Origin of the sequence: Nocardia acididurans, from assembly GCF_016741815.1 — a bacterium.
Lineage (GTDB): Bacteria > Actinomycetota > Actinomycetes > Mycobacteriales > Mycobacteriaceae > Nocardia > Nocardia acididurans.
The window spans coordinates 88,315-105,713 of the sequence record NZ_JAERRJ010000019.1 but is presented as its reverse complement, the minus strand read 5'-3'; the positions used below and the strand labels follow the sequence as shown (position 1 = coordinate 105,713).

The following is a 17,399-nucleotide window of genomic DNA, read 5'->3' as shown; positions in this document are numbered from 1 at the left end:
TTCCCAATGATGGGAAGTTTCTGGTAGTGGGCGGTGCCCTGCTGCGCGATTATGACCTTTCGATTGTCGAAAGGTTAGGAGCGTGCACAGTGGCCACACAGAATGGTGAGGTTCATGATGTGATGCCCGCGTTCACCGTCGAGCACTGGGCCGCGTTCTGGGCCAGTCCCGATCCCGAGCGCGCGGTTCTCATCACCGACGATGTCATCGGTGACTGGCCCGGCGACGACGAGCCCGTGCGCGGCGCGGCCGCCTATCGGGCGCGGATCAAGCAGGCGATGGACGAGATCCCGGGCCTGTGGCTGGAAGTCCTCGAGCACGCGACCAACGGCGAGTTCATTTTCATTCGCTGGCGCGCGCACGGCACCGGAGTCGCCGGCCCGCTCGAGATCGACGGGTTCGACCGCTTCCTGATCGAGGACGGGCGGGTGAAAGAAAACATCATCCGCTACGACACCAAGAAATACGATCACCTCGTATTCGGCCGGTGACCTGCCCCGCGCGATGAAAGCAGCGCCGCAATACGTTGGCGCGCAATGTCATCCAACCGTCGGTGAGTTCATTCTTCCTGTCCGGGAATGGGTGTCGACGAGAGCAGTGGAGTTCGAAGGAGAGCCATCATGGATTCGGTGTCAACGCAGCTCGACGAGCTCAAGCAGGTCGTTACCTCGCGTATCGACGCCATCGCGGACACGTTGTGCGATGTGAGCCGGCGAATCCATGCCAATCCCGAGACAGCGTTCGGCGAGCACGCGGCGGCCGAGGTGTTGACCGGCTCAGCGACCGCGTTGGGGTTGTCGACAGTCGTCGGCGCCTACGGTCTCGATACCGCCTTCGCGGTCGAGTTCGGCGCCGGGCCCACCACGGTGGCGCTCATGTCCGAATACGACGCGTTGCCGGAACTCGGTCACGCCTGCGGGCACAACGTCATCGCGGCGATCGGGTTGGGAGCCGCACTGGGGTTGAGCATGGTGGGGGACAGGCTTCCCGGGGTGGTGCGGTATCTGGGCACACCCGCGGAAGAGGCAGGGTGCGGCAAGGAATTGTTGGCGCGCGCCGGAGCATTCGACGGGGTCGATGCCGCCATGATGGTTCACGCCGCCTCGTGGGATCTCAAAGCGGTGCACAGCATCTGCCTCTCGCAGTTGGATGTGACCTTCCACGGGGTCGCCAGCCACTCCGGGCTGACGCCAGAGCACGGCCGCAACGCACTCGATGCAGCGGTCTTGGCGCATCAAGCGGTCGGGATGCTGTCCAAGCATCTGGCGCGCGGGGAGCGGGTCAACGGTGTGATCACCCAGGGCGGGGAGACGCCGTCGGTCATTCCCGCCAAAGCGTCGGCCCGTTACTTTCTGCGCGCCGAGACCGCGGCCGCGCTCGAGGCGTTGAAGACCCGAGTGCAGGGGTGTGTCGTCGGCGGCGCGGTTGCCGCAGGGTGTACCGCCGATGTCGAGTGGTCACAGGCGGACTATCTGAACATGCGCATCAACACACCGCTGGCTGACGCATACGAGTCCAACGCGGTCACACTGGGGCGGTCCTTCACTCCGTACGAAGCGTTCCCGCCGGCGGTGACCGATGCCGGCAACGTGAGTCACCGTGTGCCGGTTCTGCATTCGACGATCGCGTGCGCGCCGGGCACGGTCATGATCCATGAACCGGACTTCGTGTTCTGGGCCCTCTCACCGGAGGCGGATCGCGCAGTGACAGATGGAGCCAAGGCGTTGGCGATGACAGCGCTGGACTTCCTGTGTGATAGCGACTTACGAGCTCGCACCAAGCGGGCTTTCACATTGTCGGCGCTGGCGATCGCCGACCATTGAGCAGGAGAGAAGTCGTGGTCGCTCACGAGGACACGCGCACGCCGCTGGAGCAGGCCCGGCTCGCGCTCATCCGCGCAGAACAACACAGTCACCTCAACGCCTTCATCACCGTGGCGACCGAGGACGAACTGACTCGGAGGCCCCCCATAACCGACGGGCCGTTGTCCGGTGTCCCGGTCGCGGTGAAGGACAACATCGATGTCGTCGGCTTCCCGTGCACAGCGGGGACACCGCGACTGCGCGAGTGGCGTCCAGCGAGCAACGCGGTCGTGATCGACCGGATGCAAGCGGCGGGGGCCGTAGTGGTGGGCAAGACCAACATGCACGAGCTCGCGGCGGGGGTGACCTCGAACAATCACGCCTTCGGGCCGGTGCGCAACCCGCATCACCCGGATCTAATCGCCGGCGGCAGCAGCGGAGGCAGTGCCGCGGCCGTCGCGGCAGGTGTGGTGGACCTGGCGCTGGGCACCGACACGGCCGGATCCTGCCGGATCCCGGCCGCCCTGAGCGGATGCGTCGGATTCCGCCCCACCATCGGACGCTATCCGCTCGGTGGCGTCCTTCCCTTGTCCTCGACACGCGACACTGTCGGAGTCCTGGCTCGCTCGGTGGCGCAAGTGAGCGCGATCGATCCGGTGATCGCATCGATTCCTGCTGCCACCAAGGGCTTTCGTGATCATGTGCGGTTGGGCGTGCCCCGCCTGTATTTCTACGAGCAGCTCGAAGGCGAGCTGGCCGCGGTCGTGGATCGGGCGCTGGACGCCCTGGCCGGGGCGGGAGTCGTGCTGGTCGAGACCGAGGTCTTCGGCGTCGGGGAGGTCATGGCCGCGGCGTCGCTACCGAGCATTCTCTACGACGCGGTGCGAGACATGGCGACCTATCTCAGTCGCCATCGCGCCGATATCCACGTGTGGGAGGTGGTCGAGCAGATGGCGGGCCCGGAACGGTTCCTGCTGGAGAACGAACTGTGGGGATCGCCGGTACCGGACGAGACGCACCGGTTGATCCTCGCCGAGCATCGGCGGCGGTTGATCGGCGCGTACCGGGAGTGTTTGGAGCGTGACGATCTCGATGCCCTGGTCGTGCCGACGACCCCGGTGACCGCGCGTCCGATCGGATGCGACGAGACGATTGTCGTCGACGGTGTGGAGCAGCCCACGCTGTCGACCTACCTGCGCAACACCGATCCCACCGCGCTGGCCGGTCTGCCGAGTGTTTCGGTGCCGGCAGGCACGACCGAGTCGGGCCGGCCGGTGGGGATCAGTTTCGATGCGCTGGCAGGCGCGGATGCGCTGGTGCTGGGGATCGCTCAGCGGTTCGAGCACATCCTCGGCCGATGATCATCCGGACCGATACCACCACAGCCCAGCGCGACGGGGTTGTCGGAATATTCCGATTACATCGGATGCGGTTGTTGAACAAGCAAGGAGAAGCACCGTGAGAATCGACCTTGACCAATCACATTCGCTGGCCAACGCTCTCCGTGGGCAGGGAGCTGAGTTGTCCAATGTGTCACCAGCAGGCAACAAGGATGAGCACTACGCGGCCATGGCGGGCTCTCGGATCATGGCCGCCTTGATCGGGTACTCCGAGGCCGACGGCCATGCGAACGTACTGGGAAGTATCAGCAGCACAAAGGATTTGATCGCGGACACACTGATCTGGATCGGAAACGACATCGACGCAGCTATCAGTAAATTCGCTCATGTGGACCGCGAAGATGCTCGTCACATCGGAAGAAGCGCGGCGCTCTGATGACCCTGACTGTACCGGTTGTCGCCGCATGGGACGTCGATGTTGCCCGTCGTATCGTTGACGATATGCAGTCTGCGGCAACTGAATTCGAGCACACGATCGTTGATGTGTCCCGGTTGTCGTCCGGCTTGGGGGAGTACTTCGATACCGAGTCCGGCAAAGAGTCCGAGGTGATCCTGGGAAGACGACAAGACCAACTGCGGACGTTGGCGAACTGCATCCGATCACTCGTCCCGATCTTGGTGGAGAGATTCAACGAGATCCACGTCAGGGTCGTATATATCCGCGCGTACCTCGACGTGGCGCGCGAACTACGGCTTCGTGTGGCCGAAAACGGTCGAGTGGAGCATATGGAAGGGTTCGAGAAGTACACCGTACTTCGTTTCGGACCAGAGGGCGGGGAGTTTCGAAGCAAGCTTGTGTCAGAAATAGATGAGTTTCGCTCACGTGCCACGGTTGCAATTCAGGACCTGCTGAGTCAGGTGGAACAACTCGACAACACAACGGCTGATTCGGTCGTCGATGAATGGTTCAAGGTAGTGGTAGCCGCATCTAGATTCTGAAGATGCCCTCGCCCTGCTGACGATCTCGGTGACCACAAGAGGGCTCGGTAAGCGCGTTACAGAAAGAACTCATCCTGAACCTCAAGGCGATTACCGTTTCCATGGTAGACCGGCCCAACCCGCGAGCTCCAGATCCGCTGCCGATGCGGATCTGACTCCCCCCTGCAGGGTATCTCCACATGCGCTCCAGTCCGGCGGTTGCGGAAGATATTGTTCTTTCGATTGGTCCTCCGAAATATCTTCCGGACGACACCACACTGTGCCACACGAATCGCACATGAGGACAACGCGTCCGCTCTGCATCACGACAGGGACCACCAGTCCTTGGTCCAGGTAGGGACACTCTTCGAGCCAGATCATGGCTTTCATCCTAGCAATCCGCTCGGAATACCTGCGGTTGGGAAAGCTGTAATTACCCTGTTCCCCAGGAGCACAAGTTGTAGATAGTTCAGCATCGGATTTCCCGCAAGATTCCCGATCTGGCCGCCAGCTAAACCGATAGCCCTTTCCATGTTGATGTAGTAGACCATTTTTGGTCCCTGATGAAAAGCTACGGCCTGACCATTCATCGCCCTCAAATAGCCCTCGTCCACGAGTTCGAATATCTCGTCCGGAGATGAGCTTGTGAATACCCCGTGATGTCCTGGCCTGCTAGGGATGTCATTCGCATGATTATGGACATGGTCGGCTCGGTCGACAAAATTCGGCCCAGGATCCGGGCCGTACTCGAGACCGGCTGGCGATTGATAGGTATCCGCACCCGTTCGCATAAGAACGCTACAGCCCGAAGGTATCAACCCGAGAGGATCGGACCAGACCAGCGGATTGCGAGGATAGATATTGGGGTTCGGCGCAGGCTGCAGTCCGAGCGGGTCCGACGTCAAGAAACGTCCGCGATCCGGGTCATAGAACCGGAAGAAGTTGTAGTGGAGTCCAGTCTCAGGATCGTACAGCTGACCAGGGAACCGGATCAGCGTCTCCGCCGTGCCGTGCCATGTCGTGTTACCCCACAAATCTGTAACCGCGGTGGCTACCGAGACGCCGCTATCAGGGTCAAGCAGTTCTGTCGGTGTTCCTACCAGATCGGAGACGATGGCATGGAACTCGCGGTCGACCATTTCCTGGTCTGTCGTCTGCGTGATCGGAATGTGCGTACCCGGTCGGTACTGCCAGCGAATGGACATTTCACCCGCCGCCTGCTCGATGAGAGTTGCGCCATCCCACACATAGTCCACCCGTTCGCTCACCGCACCGTCCTTAGTGAGACGCTGCTTCGACACCCGGCGGCCGAGAGCATCGTATGTGTAGCGCCAGTGCTGGCCATCGGGAGTGATGACTGAGATCAGTTGGTCGAAGCCGTCGTACTCGTAGTGCCAGACGCTGGGTTTTCGGGACAGGCGGGTGGTCGTCTTGCGGGAAAGCCGACCGGACTTGTCGTAGGAGTAGCAAGTGCGGCCGTTCCGGATCAGCTGGTTGTTTCGATACTCCCCGCGGGTGTCGCTCCGAGAAGCTGAGCTCCCCGATGTGCGCGCGGTGACCATGTTGCCGAGTGCGTCGTAGGTGTAGGACTCGGTGTCGACTCCACTTCTGGAGATGCCGGTCACTCTGCCCGCAGCATCGAGGCTGTAGTGACGGGACGTGTGGGTGCCGTTGAAGTCCACGTGGGTGTGCGCCTCGACGTACCCATCGGGGCGATAGTGGTAAGTGTCTCGGCGCATGGGCCGCGAACCGGGACGAGTCGGGTTGAGCGCGAGAGGTGAACCAGAGAAGGCGGTGACCTCCTGGGCTTCGACGTGTCCAACATCGGAAAGTGTTCGCGTGATGGCGACTTCACCGATTCGCCAGCCGATCGGCCGACTGATTTCGTCGTAGTCGAAAGTGACTTTGCGGTCGTCTGCGTGCAGTGATCGGAGGCGGTCGTTCTGATCCCAACACCAGCCGGTCGCCGTACCACTCGGGGCAGTACGAAGTACCCTGCGCCCGCTCCGATCATGGTCGAAGGTCATGGCCGGCTGATTGTCGAATCGTTGCGAAGCGAGCAGGCCGGTTCGCGTGTACTCGAACTCGAGTCTGTGACTGGTGGCGCATCCATACCCGGTGGTTGCCTCGCGAACCCGCCCTGCCGAGTCATAAGTGAAGCGTCGCCAGTCGCCAGTCGCAGCGGTTACCTCCACGAGCCGACCGAGGATGTCGTAATCGTGGTGGCGGACGACACCGGTGGCGGGCGCAATCGTGTGGACTCGCCCCGCGCGATCGTATGTGTAGCGAGTTGTCGCGCCCGCATAGTCGGTTTCGGCCGTCAACCGGCCGGATCCGTCGTACTCGTAAACCCAGGTCTGGCCAATCGGATTGGCGACTCCGACCAGTCGGCGCTCGGTATCCCAGCTGTAATGCGTGACCGAACCCTCAGGATCAGTTCTGGATGCGAGCAGATCGAAGACACCGTAGGTGAACTGGGTCAGGCCGCCCGCACGGTCGACGTGGGCGAGGAGATTTCCTTCACCGTCCCAGGCCCAGGATTCTGAGTAGCCGTCGGGGTCGATCCGTCGCGAGAGTTGACCCTCAAGCGACCATTCATACACGGTCGAGGCGCCGAGTGGGTCGGTTATTCGCACCGGCCGGCCGAAACAGTCACGGATGATCCGTGTTTCAGTACCGTCCGCACCAGTAATCGACACCGCTAGGCCAGCGGGATTCACCCCCGATGCGGTACGAGCACCCGTCGGCGCGAGCACTTCGGCGAGAGCACCGTTCGGGTGGTAGTGGTGCTCTTTACGCACTCCGTCGGCATCGATGACAGCTGTCAGGTTACCGTTGCCATCCCACTCCTGTTGGCGCACAATGCCGTCGGCGTCAGCAATCCCTGAGGGGCGGTTGCGCCAGACGTAATCGATGTTGATCGAGGCGCCATCCGGTCGGGTGATTCGGGTGACGTCGCCGTCGCCGGTGTAGCCGAAGTGAGTTGTCGCGCCGTCCGGGGCAACGACTTTGAGAAGCTTGCGGTCGGCGTTGTAGTCGTAGTGGGTACGGGCGCCGGAGGGCTCGACCAGGTCTCGGAGGCGGAGGTCGTGGTCGAAGCCGTGGGTAGTGACTGCGCCCAGGGAGTCGGTGACGGTGGTCAAGGTGCCACTGCCGTCAGGGAAGTCGAGGTAGTCGAACGCGGAGTTGAGGATCCCGCCAGTGCCCTGCTGGATGATCACGCGGCCCGACTCGTCATAGGTGTTGTGCATGGACGTGTCGTTGGAATCGGTCCAGGAAAGCATGCGGGCGTGCTCGTCGTAGGTGTAGCTGACGGTCGCCGCTACCGCGTTGGTGACCGCGATAAGGTTGCCGGATTCGTAGGCGAAGGTTCGGACGCGCGTGCGATTTTCCATGCCTGCTTGGTCTGAACCCATGACGGTGAGGGTGGTTATCCTGCTGTCGGAGGTACCGATTTCGACGCGGTAGCCACCCGAATGGGTGATCGCGACCGGAGCGCCGTTGGCGGCGTAGTGGAAGCGAATGCGGTTTCGGTGGCGATCGGTGATGGCGCTGATCGCGAAACTTCCGAGCTGGGCGTCCATTCCGCCGAGCGCTGGCTCCGGCGCGAAGTGCCAGATCAATTCGCGTTCAGGGTCTCGGACTCGGTATCCACCCGACCCGGTGCGGGTCAGAGTCCAGTCCTGGCCGCCGGTAGTGGGCAGGACCGCGATGTCGACCTCAGCATGCGGGTAGGCGAGCATCATGCCGGCCTCGCCGAGAAAAGTGACGCCCTCCTGCTCAACGACGATGCGCATATCGATGGTGGCCGACCAACTCGGGCCGAACCAGCGTCCGAAGCGATAGTTCGAGCGATGGCGGCGGGTCAGCCGCAGCGGGAGGACACCGGGGAGGACGAGATCGATTTCGGGGAGCAGGAATTCGCCGGTGGCGATGTCGACGGGGTCGCGACCTGTCTCACATTGGTCCGGAACCCGGTTGGTCTCCGCGCCTCCGTTCTCGGCGGCATGGTGTACGCCGATGTCAGCTCCCGCGCGTGCGCCCGGGTCCGAATTAGGTTGCGGCTGTGGACCTTCCACGGAATTTGTGGCAGCGCCACCATCGCTGCCATTGGTGTGCGTGTCGCGCGGGCCGATGCCCGCTCCGCCGTCCCGGATATCGTGTGGCGGATTCGTGCCGTTCGCCTCGGAATCAGGATGCGGGCCTGGACCGATGTCTCCGAGATCGTGTTTGTTTTCCGGCGAGTAGCTGAGTGCTCCGCCGTCCCCGCGGGCATCTGTGTCTCCCGGATTAGACTGATCCGCACGGTAGGTGAGGGAATCCGTTGTGGCGCCGGAGTTACCGGCTGGCTGTCCGGAGTCCGGGAGTTGGGCAGCCGGGTTATCAGCTCTGTTGAGCTCGGTGGAGACGGCGTGTGTCGGGGGTGCTTCGCCGTAGCCGCCTGAACTCTCGGCGACGTTGTCAGGCGTCGCTGCGGTTGTTGTCCAAGGGCTGTCGCCGCGACGAAACACCGAGTCGGTTGGGGTGGTGGGCCACTTGTGGATGAGGTCGGGGGTTCGGCGGGTGATCGAGATCGCGTCGTCGACTCTCTTGAGAGTGGTGACGGCAACCTTGGCTGTGCCGCCTGTGCCGCCGGTGGCCGCCATCAAGAGGGCATCACCGGTGAGGGCGCCGGCGAACTCGAAGGGGTTCCGGCGAACGTCGGACAGGAAGGCGGATGTGACCGCGCCGGGATCGGCGGCCGCGACGACCAGCCCTGTGCCCAATCCGCTGAGGTTGGTGAGGTATTCGCCGGGGTGGGCCAGATTGTAAGTGTCGGTGGGATTCACCGCGCGGACGAATTGGACTATGCCGGTGAGGCTGGTGAGCAGGCCGGAGACGGCGCTGAAGTCGGCATGCTCGGCGATGGCGTCGAGGTCCGAGAGGTTGCGGTCCCAGCGGTCGGTGAAAGGTGGTTCGGCGGGGGCCGCGTCGGTGTAGCCCGCGATCGCGGCTACCACGCCTGCGGCGGCTGAGTCTCGTTGGTCACGAGCCTCGCTGAGGATGGTTCGGGCCTCGTCACGGAGGGTGTCGTCGGCGCGGGTGAGTTTCCTCTTGAACTCGTCCGGTAGCGCGTTGAAGGCCTGCTCGGCGCGGTCGGCCTCGTCCCACTTGTCGATGGCGTTCTGGGCTTTGGCCTGGGCGGCGACGACAGCCCAGTACCACCAGTCGTCGAGGGTGGCGGCGCAGTTGGTCATCGCGTCGGCGGCTGTGAACCACAACTGTGGTTGCTTCTCGAATTCGCTGTGGAAGGCGGTGGCGGCCTCGCCGGTCCAGTCGGCGACATTGATGGTGCGCAATGCGGAACCGGTGGATTCGATCGAGGTGGCCAGGTTGCGGAGTTTGCCGGCGACGTCGCGGATAGCCGAGGGCTCGCCGCGGATGAGTTCTGTGGGATCCCTGCTTTCGCCGAGTTCGCGTTCCCTGACTTCGCCGCCGGTGATCGAGGCGATCTCATCGCCGAAGTCGTCGAGGGCCTGGGCTACATCGTCGGCGCCGATACGGCGCGCCAAGCCGGACAGACCGTCCAGGCCGGAACCTGCGATCTCGCCTGCGGTGGCGGTCGCGGATTCGGCGGCATCCTCGAACCAGTCGCCGGCACTGTTGACCCAGTCTCTGGTGCCCACTACCCGGCTCCCTTGCCTGCCTCGTCGCCCATGATCTCGGCGGCCTGTTGCGCAGCGCCGGTGTTCCAGCCGGCGTCCGTGTCGAACGGGCCGCCGACGGCGTTGGCCAGCGCCTGACCGCCTACCGCGTCGATCACCTGCATGTTGGTCTGCAGCGCGGCGACCATGGCATCGAAGGACCCGGCGGAGTAATCCGCGTTGCCCAGGTGATTGAAGGTGTTGTCGGAGAGGGTGTCTTCCCATGTGCGGGCGTTGATCTGTGCGGTGGAGAGGTGTGGGTTACCGGCCAGGTGGGTGTACATCTGCTTGAACATGCCGGAGAGCTGATCGTCCATCAGCTGGTAGCGGCCTGCGGACAGGCCCAGGAGTCGGGCCAGCTCGTTTGCGGCCTGCACCACGGCGCGAACGCCCCAGGACCAGCGCTCACAGAAGGTTTCGAAACTTGCCTGCACCGAAGCCTTACCAGCTTCCAGAGGCGACAACGTCAGCATGGCGAAGCCGCGACCCATCGCGCCGGTCTCCTTGACGCCGAGTTCGGAGAGCTGATCGATAATCGAGGTGATGCCCTGGGCGGCCTGATTCAGCACCGCCGGTTCGACATCCAGTTGGTCAGCCACGCGCGACCTCTCCGACCGGCTTGCGAAGTTCGGGCGGAAACGCCATCGGCGCGGCACCCACACAGTCGACAGACACGCCGGTCGGTTTCAGCTGCGTCCGCGCCCACTCGGACAATCGTGACCCCAGCAGGATGTGATATCGATACGTCTCCGCTGCGGACACTCCGCGCGCCACCATGTACCGCGCGAACTCCTGCGCACTCGTGAACGCGCAGAGCCAGTCGACTCCCCCGGCACGGGACATGCATACCCGGTCATCGGCGGTCACCGGCACATACAGCGAAGCCTCGTCGAATGCCGCCCGCAGGAGGTGCGGTTGCCCGAATCCGGCGTAGAACGCTGCGACCTCGGACCGAAATTCGGCCGATCTGTCCCCATGCACCGGGCCCCAGTTCCTCATCGGAGAACCTTCCGCTACCAAATGATTCGCGCGCTGCCAACCGCGAATAGAATCGGTATCGACGCCGATCGAAACTTCGGCAGACTCTAACGGCAGCCGTCCGGGACAGGACAGGTGGCGTTACCAGCAGTGGGAAGGGCTGGTGCAATGCGTTCGGAGCCGCTCAGAGCACGCGAGTACAGGGCCGTCACAGCCAGTGATCGGGACACGCGTGGTACGGCGAATCGGCAAGTGACCGTGCGCATAATGTCGTGTGCGTCGCGCGTAACCGCGACGACGTGTGACCCTCGAACAGGTCGCCGCTGTTTCGGGGTCCAATCCGACGACGCTGTCGAAATGGGATGCGCCAGGCCGATGTCGACGAGGGAACCAAACCGGGCAAGACCTCGAGCGAGTCTGCCGAGTTGCGGGCGGCGCAGCGCCGAATTCGGTTGCTGGAGCAGGAAAACGAAGTGCTCAAACGTGCGGCAGTGTAAGGCGATGACCGACGCCGATAACATACCTTATGTAAGGTTAAAGCCTGCATATTGCATCAGATGAATCCGCAACCCGCTCCTCGTCGGTGCGCGCCGCCAGGTCGGAGCGGAGTCGGAAAACCCTCATCTACCAGTCGCTTTGTCGTCCGTTTCGGTGAGAGATCTGCACGGCGGACCTCCGGCCACACTTGAGCCGTCGACTACGGCATCCTGAACCGGCTCCTCTACCGGCGATGATTCATCCAGAATGACGAAGCGCGGTGCGTCTACCTGGTTCGAAGGCTCTGCTACCAGCGCATTCATAGAATGCTGTGTCAGTCGGCGGTATTGCCTTGGCTGTGCTGGATGTCGGCTCTGACGGGCGATCTGTTGTGCGCGGGCGGGTATTACGCCTTTGCGGCTGCTGGTGCGAGCCTTGACGAACTCGCACGCCAGCTCGGCGAGATTGTGTGTGGGGGGCCAGGTTTGGCCGCCGGCGCGGAGCAGCCACCGCTGGGCACCTACTCTGTAGGTGGTGCCCTCGGGGATGGTCGCTCGTGATCGCCTGATACAGCAGTCCGGCCGCGGTGTGCTGTGCCGGACCATGCCAGCGGATCAGGGACGCATGTCGACGACGTCCACGAGCCAGCCCTTGTACCGGTCGGGTTCGAAGGTGAAGATCGTGGCGCCGGTGGCTCGCGCTTCGGCAGCCACCACCGCGGTTTCGACGGCCTCGAGACTTGGTTCGCGGGCGGACGATCCGTTCTCGAAACCACTCAATCCGAGCTCGAGCACTCTGACCACGGCTTCAGGATCGTGCAGCAGGAACGACAGCTCACGGACCTGGTGGCCCAGTTGCGCTGCGGCGGTCGTCGCGGACAACGCGGAGGTCAGCAGGACGCGTTCGTCCAGGAACGCGTTCACCACGAAAGTCTGTGTCCGCCTGGTCAGATCACGTTCGTAGGCAACCAGGACCGTGCTGTCGAGAAGGGTGACATCCGCATGGCTCACGCGGTCTTGTCCTGGCGCAGCTGGTCGGCGCGAGCCAACAGCGCACGTGCCTCGGTTTGATTGCGAGCGAACTCGGGCGATTCAGGATCGATACCGAGGCGGTGCATGAGTTTCTCGGCGAGTTCGTCACGACGTTCGTAGGCGTCTCGCGCGCCGGGAAGTGCAGCGTCGAGCGCGGCCCGGAGCGCGGTCAGCGCCCACTGATTCTGCGAGGTGCGGCCTTGAGCCGCCGCTTGAGCGAGCAGGTACTTGTCGGCCTCGGTGAGGCCTCGTATAGGAAAGTTCGACGGCATGACGTCATGCTACCCCTGGACGATTCGCTGCGCTGTGACATTCCAGTCCGACCGGGACGACTGCGAGCTGCTTTGTGGCCTCAATGACGACGGTGACAAGGTCGCGGTGTACTGCGATCTCCGCTACCGGAGCACGAGTGCTCCGCTCGCCATGAGCGTCTATGCCGAGTCGCCTAGCGTCCGACCCGAAAGCCCGACTGCTCAATCTCGTCGAAAAGGGCATATGCCACCACGAATTGGCCGCGTGGATCGGCACGATCGAGTCACGGTCGCTGGGTCGAATCTCGGTGCGCTACCCCACGAAACTACTGGTGCCCGCGGACGAACTCAGTATGCACAGCAGCGATGCCGGCCACTGCTGAATGCATACGTCGCCGATCGGCTCGTTGCTATCGATCGACGTCTGCTGGTCGAGCGGTACGGCGGCCGCGGTGGCCGTCGCGATCAGCGGTGCCGCCAGCAGGACGGCGACAATGCCGAAGTTTCGAACGTGTCGTGACGTCATGAATGGTCTCACTGCCTCGGGGTCCGCTGGGCGGGGTCGCTGGCTGCGATCGGCAGCCTGGTGGTCGATTGTGCACAAGTCACCGACCGGACGACGCTGGAGTGTCTCCACTGTCGAGAAGCCAGGGGTTCGATTGTTCGGAGAAGTGCCCGTCACACCAGCACGGCTCCGAGAGTCGGACGACGAGACTCTCGGTCCATTGCAGGCTCGTTAGTTGCCCTTACCGACTGCCAGGATGCCTTCGTGAACCTCGACGCTGTCCGTGCGGCGAATCCTCAAGGAAGCCATCCGGTTTGGATTTCTCCGTCGGCGGTGGTCGTCCGGGATATGGAGCCCGTCCGCCGATGGGTCGGGCGGCCTTCAGTCGATTGCGCGAAGGCGTCGTGAGAGCTTCTTGGTGACATGGGTGGGGCTGGGGTAGAGCGTTAGTCCGGCTTTGTCATCGACGACAACTCGTAGGTCGGGGTAGAAGGCGCGGACGGATTCGAGGTGTTTGGAGAAGTCTCGGCGGAACTGGAATCGGCCTTGCTTGGTGTCGGCCAGGTTGGATCCGAACTGCAGCATGAGCAGTTGCCAGGACAGTTGGATGGGGTCTTCGAGCTTGAACATGCGGTAGGTCAGCCAGATGTAGATGTCCATGGCCATGGGGGCGGACTGCAGCAGATTGAGCACGTTCATGTCGACCGGGACCGGGTGGTCGATGACCTCTTTGAAAAACTCCGGTGAGAGCGTGATGGAGCTGGGCATCAGGTAGGGCTGGGACTCACGTCGTTCACCGGTCCACCACAGGTCCCAGTTGCTGGCGACGCTGAGTTTGATGGCGCGGGAGCGTTGGTGGGCGTAGCTGTCTTTGAAGTCGATCGTGATGGTTGCGCGCAGCAGCCGTTCTGTTTGGTTCTGGAAGCGGCCGATCGTGCCTGTTTTGCCGCCTGTCGCGCGGCCGAGTCCGACTTTGCGCATGTACTCCGATTGGGAGTTGCCGAGCTCGATCATCGGCTCACCGGTGAGGACAGCTTCGGTGGAGATATGGGCGAGGATTAGGCGGGGAACGCCGCCGAAGGGGAAGCCGTAGGAGCGGGTGACGCCGTTCTCCACACGAAGTCCGGGCTGGACCGTGATGCGTACCGGTCCGCTCTCGCGGCCCCAGGCGGTGCGGTCGGTGCCGGGGTCCTTGTAGGGCAGGCTGAACTGGGTAAACAATCGCCCCAGGTAGCCAACTTCCTGGAGCTCTCGTTCACGCTGCGCCTGAAGCTCGGCAGCGATGGCGGCGAGCTCCGCGTCATCTCGTTTGGGCCGAGCCATGGGCGCTAGCATTCCATGTTTCCTTCCAAACTCGCATTCGGCGTGTCGGCGTGTCGGCGTGGGTGCGCAGAAGCCGACGTGCAGGCTTCTGAAGTCGGATTTCAGATTAGGCGGCGACGGCCGGATTCTCATAATGGCCACGGTCGGCAAGTTATGCGTATTCACTCGGCCGATGCGGCTCGGTGTGAGATTGAGCACGGGAGACGGTGGAATTGCACGCATTAGAAGCCGACCCGATCGCGTCGGCGCGGCGCGATCGCCGTCGCAGATGCGCCAGGACCGCGACCAGGGACAGGCCGTGACTGGTGCTGGTGTCTGCGTGGGTAGAGCGTGGATGTCGGCCGAGGGGCGAGCAAGGACACCGCCGGCGGCTGCGGTTCGTCCACAGGCGGCTGCGGCCTATTACTACTAGTTATCTTTCTCTACAAGAAGAATAACTACTTGTAGGGGCAAATTTATGCCGTTTGACCTGCGATAATTCGATGGCCCGGTCGGCAGTTAATGCGCAGATGGTCGGCAGGAAATGTGTGGAAAAACCGAAAACCCCAGGAAACTAGGTCGGCAACAAATGTGTGGGGCAAATAGGCCATACACAGGGTTGTGCACAGATTGATCCACAGAGTCGGCGAGAAATGCGCGCGCCCCTGTTTATGCAGGGTAGTCCGCCTGAATGTGGTCGGCAAGGAATGCGCAGGGCACGCGTGTCGTCGACCGATCTGCCGATGTCGGTTTCTGCCTCTGAACTGCTGATTTACTCCGGATGGCTGACTGTCGGTGGGGTGTCCAGTGGCCGGTCGGCAAGATATGCGCACCGACGGCTCGGTTCAGTTTGCGTGTGCCCTCGCCGTCGGTTGCGGCCACAACGCGTCGACCTGCGGCGGCGGCTTGATATGTGTAGTGCCGGGCAACGGGTGTGCGGGGCGTCCGGGGGCGACTGACCACGCATACGAAGCCGACCGGTACCTCTTGTCGGCCATGGTCGTCGCTGGTCGCGAGGGGTTCGGTCGGCTTCGTATGCGCAGCCGGTGCCTGTCGGACAGGCCGCGCTTCCCTCTCGGCGCGCCCACACATACGAAGCCGACCGGCGACCTGCGACCGGGCGCTCGCACTCGGCGTGGCTGCGGCGTGGCACGCATAACTGGCGGACCGAGTTCACGCATTTCTTGCCGACCGGGTGCGTTCGGCCCGCTGCGCACCCGCGTCGGGCAGCCTGTGGCGAGGTTCTGGTCGGTGAGAAATGCGTGCGTCGACGCGAGGTCACCTGTCGAGGTCGGCGACGGATCGGGCAGGGCGGAGGAGAGTCGGCGGGTCGGCAAGATATGCGCGGATACTCGGACGCTCGCGGGATGGAAGTGAACAGGTGTGCTCTCGAGCGGCTGCCTCGGGGCCGTCGATCAGGCCCGTGACGTGCACAGTCGGCTTGTTATGCGTGCGCCGAGGGTTCGGTACTTGCGCGCATTTCTCGCCGACCCTGACCGTATCCAGGGCCGGTTGCCTTGATGAAAGGTCTGATCAGCTGGGGCGCGATGGGTGTGTACGCGGCGGTGGGGTCGGCGAGAAATGCGCGAGCGTGCGTCCAACCCGGGCGCGGGGGTCGGCTGGTAATGCGTGGTACGTCGTGCGCATACGAAGCCGACCATATGGGACGTGGACCGGCCGGCAGCGCCGCGGTATGACGGCATGACCAGGTCCCGACGCCACCCCTCCGGTGGGGGGTCGGCTTGTTATGCGTGCCGGGGCCGACGATGAAGGCACCCGAGGCGGTACAGGCTGCGCGCATACGAAGCCGACTCGACCGGGCGCGGTCTGGACGACCCGGGTGGTGGGGCGGTCGTTTCGCCGAGGTCGGCCTCTCCCCCTGCCTCGGCCGGTCGGCGCGGCTGCTTTGCGGGTCCGCAGGTCGCTGAGAAATGCGTGCCGACAGGTGGGGTGCCGGTTGCCGGGAGTGGGGGTGTCGTCAGCCGAGGAAGCCCAGAACGGAGCTGCCCAGGGACAGGGCTATGCCCAGCAAGGACATCAGGGTGCTGAGCCCGGGGTCGAGGAGCCGGAGGGGAGCATCGAGGTGGTGCCTTTCGGGTGGAGAACACTCAGGGGGCTCAGACGGGTCGGTTACGGGGCACCGACCCGCCTGAACCCCCTTCAGAGGTGACCCGTGGTTGCTGATGAGGCGCCGAGTCGGTATCAGTGTGCGATATTCCCGCTGCTGGGAGGCGGGCCGTGATCGCGGTCGTGCGGTCAGTGGGGTGCCGGGTGGCGGTAGTGGACGCGGACGACTCCGCTGTCGTAGGTGGAGGTGTCGACCAGTTCCAGGTCGTGGTGTCGTTGCGAGGGGGCCAGTAGCGGTTCGCCGTCGCCGAGGATCACGGGGTGGATGAACAGTTGGTAGTCGTCGACGAGTCCGTGTCGCATGAGGGTTGCCGCGGTGCGGAGTCCTCCGAAAACCACTGCGGTGCAGTCGGGTTGGGTGCGCAGGGCGGCGATCTCGGCGACTGGGTCACCGCGCACGACTCGGGTGTTCCAGTCGACGACGTCGAGGGTGCGGGACACGACGAGTTTGGCGGTCTTCTTCCAGCATCGCGCGAAGTCGATGTAGAACTCCGAGATGGCGGGTTCGGTATCTGCTGTGGGCCAGAAGGAGGCCATCAGCTCGTAGGTTCTGCGCCCGTGGATGAAGACGTCCGCGTCGCAGAGTTCCTCGAGGAACGGCGCGTGGAGTTCCTCGTCGATGATCGGCCAGGGCGTGGCGTCCTGGGTGTCCGCGATACCGTCCAGCGATATCTGCATCCACAGCGAAATTCTCCCCATCGCGGTGTCAACCTCCTGCACTCGTCTGATCTGCATTGTCGATCAGCCGAGGGTCCGCGCACATCAGCAGTGCCCGAGGGGTCTTCGTAGGTAGGTAGTACCTATGTGGACCCCGCGGGCACTGCTGATGAGTTCGACGTCGTCGTCGGAACGGGTGTGTGACGAGGTGGGCCGGGCCGGAGGTCCCGAACCACAATCGGACACTTAAACAATGTACCGTTACTT

13 protein-coding genes are annotated in these 17,399 nt (G+C 63.4%); 5 read left to right on the top strand and 8 right to left on the bottom strand.

Translation table 11 applies throughout. The features are described 5' to 3' along the window. The first annotated feature begins 26 nt into the window (after nucleotides 1-26). From JK358_RS35920 to JK358_RS35900, 5 genes are all read left to right on the top strand, one after another. Nucleotides 27-491 carry a nuclear transport factor 2 family protein gene (locus JK358_RS35920; protein ID WP_201957544.1) on the top strand — a complete coding sequence of 155 codons (465 nt, stop codon included), beginning with the start codon at nucleotides 27-29 and terminating at the stop codon, nucleotides 489-491. 87 nt (nucleotides 492-578) lie between these two features. Next, nucleotides 579-1,823: a M20 family metallopeptidase gene (locus JK358_RS35915; protein WP_201957541.1), complete on the top strand. Its 1,245-nt coding sequence runs from the start codon at nucleotides 579-581 to the stop codon at nucleotides 1,821-1,823. 14 nt (nucleotides 1,824-1,837) lie between these two features. Next, on the top strand, nucleotides 1,838-3,163 hold the full coding sequence (locus JK358_RS35910; protein WP_201957538.1) for an amidase family protein: 1,326 nt from the start codon (nucleotides 1,838-1,840) through the stop codon (nucleotides 3,161-3,163). Nucleotides 3,164-3,260: 97 nt separating this feature from the next. Beyond that, nucleotides 3,261-3,578 carry a hypothetical protein gene (locus JK358_RS35905; protein WP_201957535.1) on the top strand — a complete coding sequence of 106 codons (318 nt, stop codon included), beginning with the start codon at nucleotides 3,261-3,263 and terminating at the stop codon, nucleotides 3,576-3,578. Then, nucleotides 3,578-4,141: a hypothetical protein gene (locus tag JK358_RS35900; RefSeq protein WP_201957532.1), complete on the top strand. Its 564-nt coding sequence runs from the start codon at nucleotides 3,578-3,580 to the stop codon at nucleotides 4,139-4,141. Before JK358_RS35905 ends, JK358_RS35900 begins: the two co-directional genes overlap by 1 nt. 365 nt (nucleotides 4,142-4,506) lie before the next feature. On the opposite strand, the gene JK358_RS35895 is transcribed toward JK358_RS35900, so the two are convergent. The 8 genes from JK358_RS35895 to JK358_RS35860 all read right to left on the bottom strand — a co-directional run bounded on the left by JK358_RS35895 (nucleotide 4,507) and on the right by JK358_RS35860 (nucleotide 17,174). Further along, the gene (locus JK358_RS35895) at nucleotides 4,507-9,786 is read right to left on the bottom strand and encodes a putative T7SS-secreted protein (RefSeq protein ID WP_201957530.1); all 5,280 of its coding nucleotides are present in this window, start codon (nucleotides 9,784-9,786) and stop codon (nucleotides 4,507-4,509) included. Continuing rightward, nucleotides 9,786-10,403 carry a type VII secretion target gene (locus JK358_RS35890; RefSeq protein WP_201957527.1) on the bottom strand — a complete coding sequence of 206 codons (618 nt, stop codon included), beginning with the start codon at nucleotides 10,401-10,403 and terminating at the stop codon, nucleotides 9,786-9,788. The genes JK358_RS35895 and JK358_RS35890 overlap by 1 nt, the downstream gene beginning before the upstream one ends. Continuing rightward, nucleotides 10,396-10,803 carry a hypothetical protein gene (locus JK358_RS35885; RefSeq protein WP_201957524.1) on the bottom strand — a complete coding sequence of 136 codons (408 nt, stop codon included), beginning with the start codon at nucleotides 10,801-10,803 and terminating at the stop codon, nucleotides 10,396-10,398. Before JK358_RS35885 ends, JK358_RS35890 begins: the two co-directional genes overlap by 8 nt. 1,070 nt (nucleotides 10,804-11,873) lie before the next feature. Then, nucleotides 11,874-12,269, bottom strand: a complete 396-nt coding sequence (locus tag JK358_RS35880; protein ID WP_201957521.1) for a hypothetical protein — start codon at nucleotides 12,267-12,269, stop codon at nucleotides 11,874-11,876. Next, on the bottom strand, nucleotides 12,266-12,562 hold the full coding sequence (locus JK358_RS35875; RefSeq protein WP_201957517.1) for a hypothetical protein: 297 nt from the start codon (nucleotides 12,560-12,562) through the stop codon (nucleotides 12,266-12,268). Before JK358_RS35875 ends, JK358_RS35880 begins: the two co-directional genes overlap by 4 nt. Nucleotides 12,563-12,854: 292 nt before the next feature. After that, nucleotides 12,855-13,067, bottom strand: a complete 213-nt coding sequence (locus JK358_RS35870; RefSeq protein WP_201957514.1) for a hypothetical protein — start codon at nucleotides 13,065-13,067, stop codon at nucleotides 12,855-12,857. Between the two features lie 360 nt (nucleotides 13,068-13,427). Next, nucleotides 13,428-14,369, bottom strand: a complete 942-nt coding sequence (locus JK358_RS35865; protein ID WP_201957511.1) for a replication protein RepA — start codon at nucleotides 14,367-14,369, stop codon at nucleotides 13,428-13,430. A 2,235-nt stretch (nucleotides 14,370-16,604) separates the two neighbouring features. Further along, nucleotides 16,605-17,174 (bottom strand): dihydrofolate reductase family protein, encoded by a 570-nt coding sequence (locus JK358_RS35860; RefSeq protein WP_232852481.1) that lies wholly within the window; start codon nucleotides 17,172-17,174, stop codon nucleotides 16,605-16,607. Between the last annotated feature and the right edge of the window lie 225 nt (nucleotides 17,175-17,399).

Bases quoted from the DNA above. Each gene is read 5' to 3' on its own strand.
- JK358_RS35900 (WP_201957532.1), top strand. From the start codon at position 3,578: ATGACCCTGACTGTACCGGTTGTCGCCGCATGGGACGTCGATGTTGCC.
- JK358_RS35885 (WP_201957524.1), bottom strand. From the start codon at position 10,803: ATGAGGAACTGGGGCCCGGTGCATGGGGACAGATCGGCCGAATTTCGG.
- JK358_RS35915 (WP_201957541.1), top strand. From the start codon at position 579: ATGGGTGTCGACGAGAGCAGTGGAGTTCGAAGGAGAGCCATCATGGAT.
- JK358_RS35875 (WP_201957517.1), bottom strand. From the start codon at position 12,562: ATGCCGTCGAACTTTCCTATACGAGGCCTCACCGAGGCCGACAAGTAC.
- JK358_RS35865 (WP_201957511.1), bottom strand. From the start codon at position 14,369: ATGGCTCGGCCCAAACGAGATGACGCGGAGCTCGCCGCCATCGCTGCC.
- JK358_RS35870 (WP_201957514.1), bottom strand. From the start codon at position 13,067: ATGACGTCACGACACGTTCGAAACTTCGGCATTGTCGCCGTCCTGCTG.
- JK358_RS35860 (WP_232852481.1), bottom strand. From the start codon at position 17,174: ATGGGGAGAATTTCGCTGTGGATGCAGATATCGCTGGACGGTATCGCG.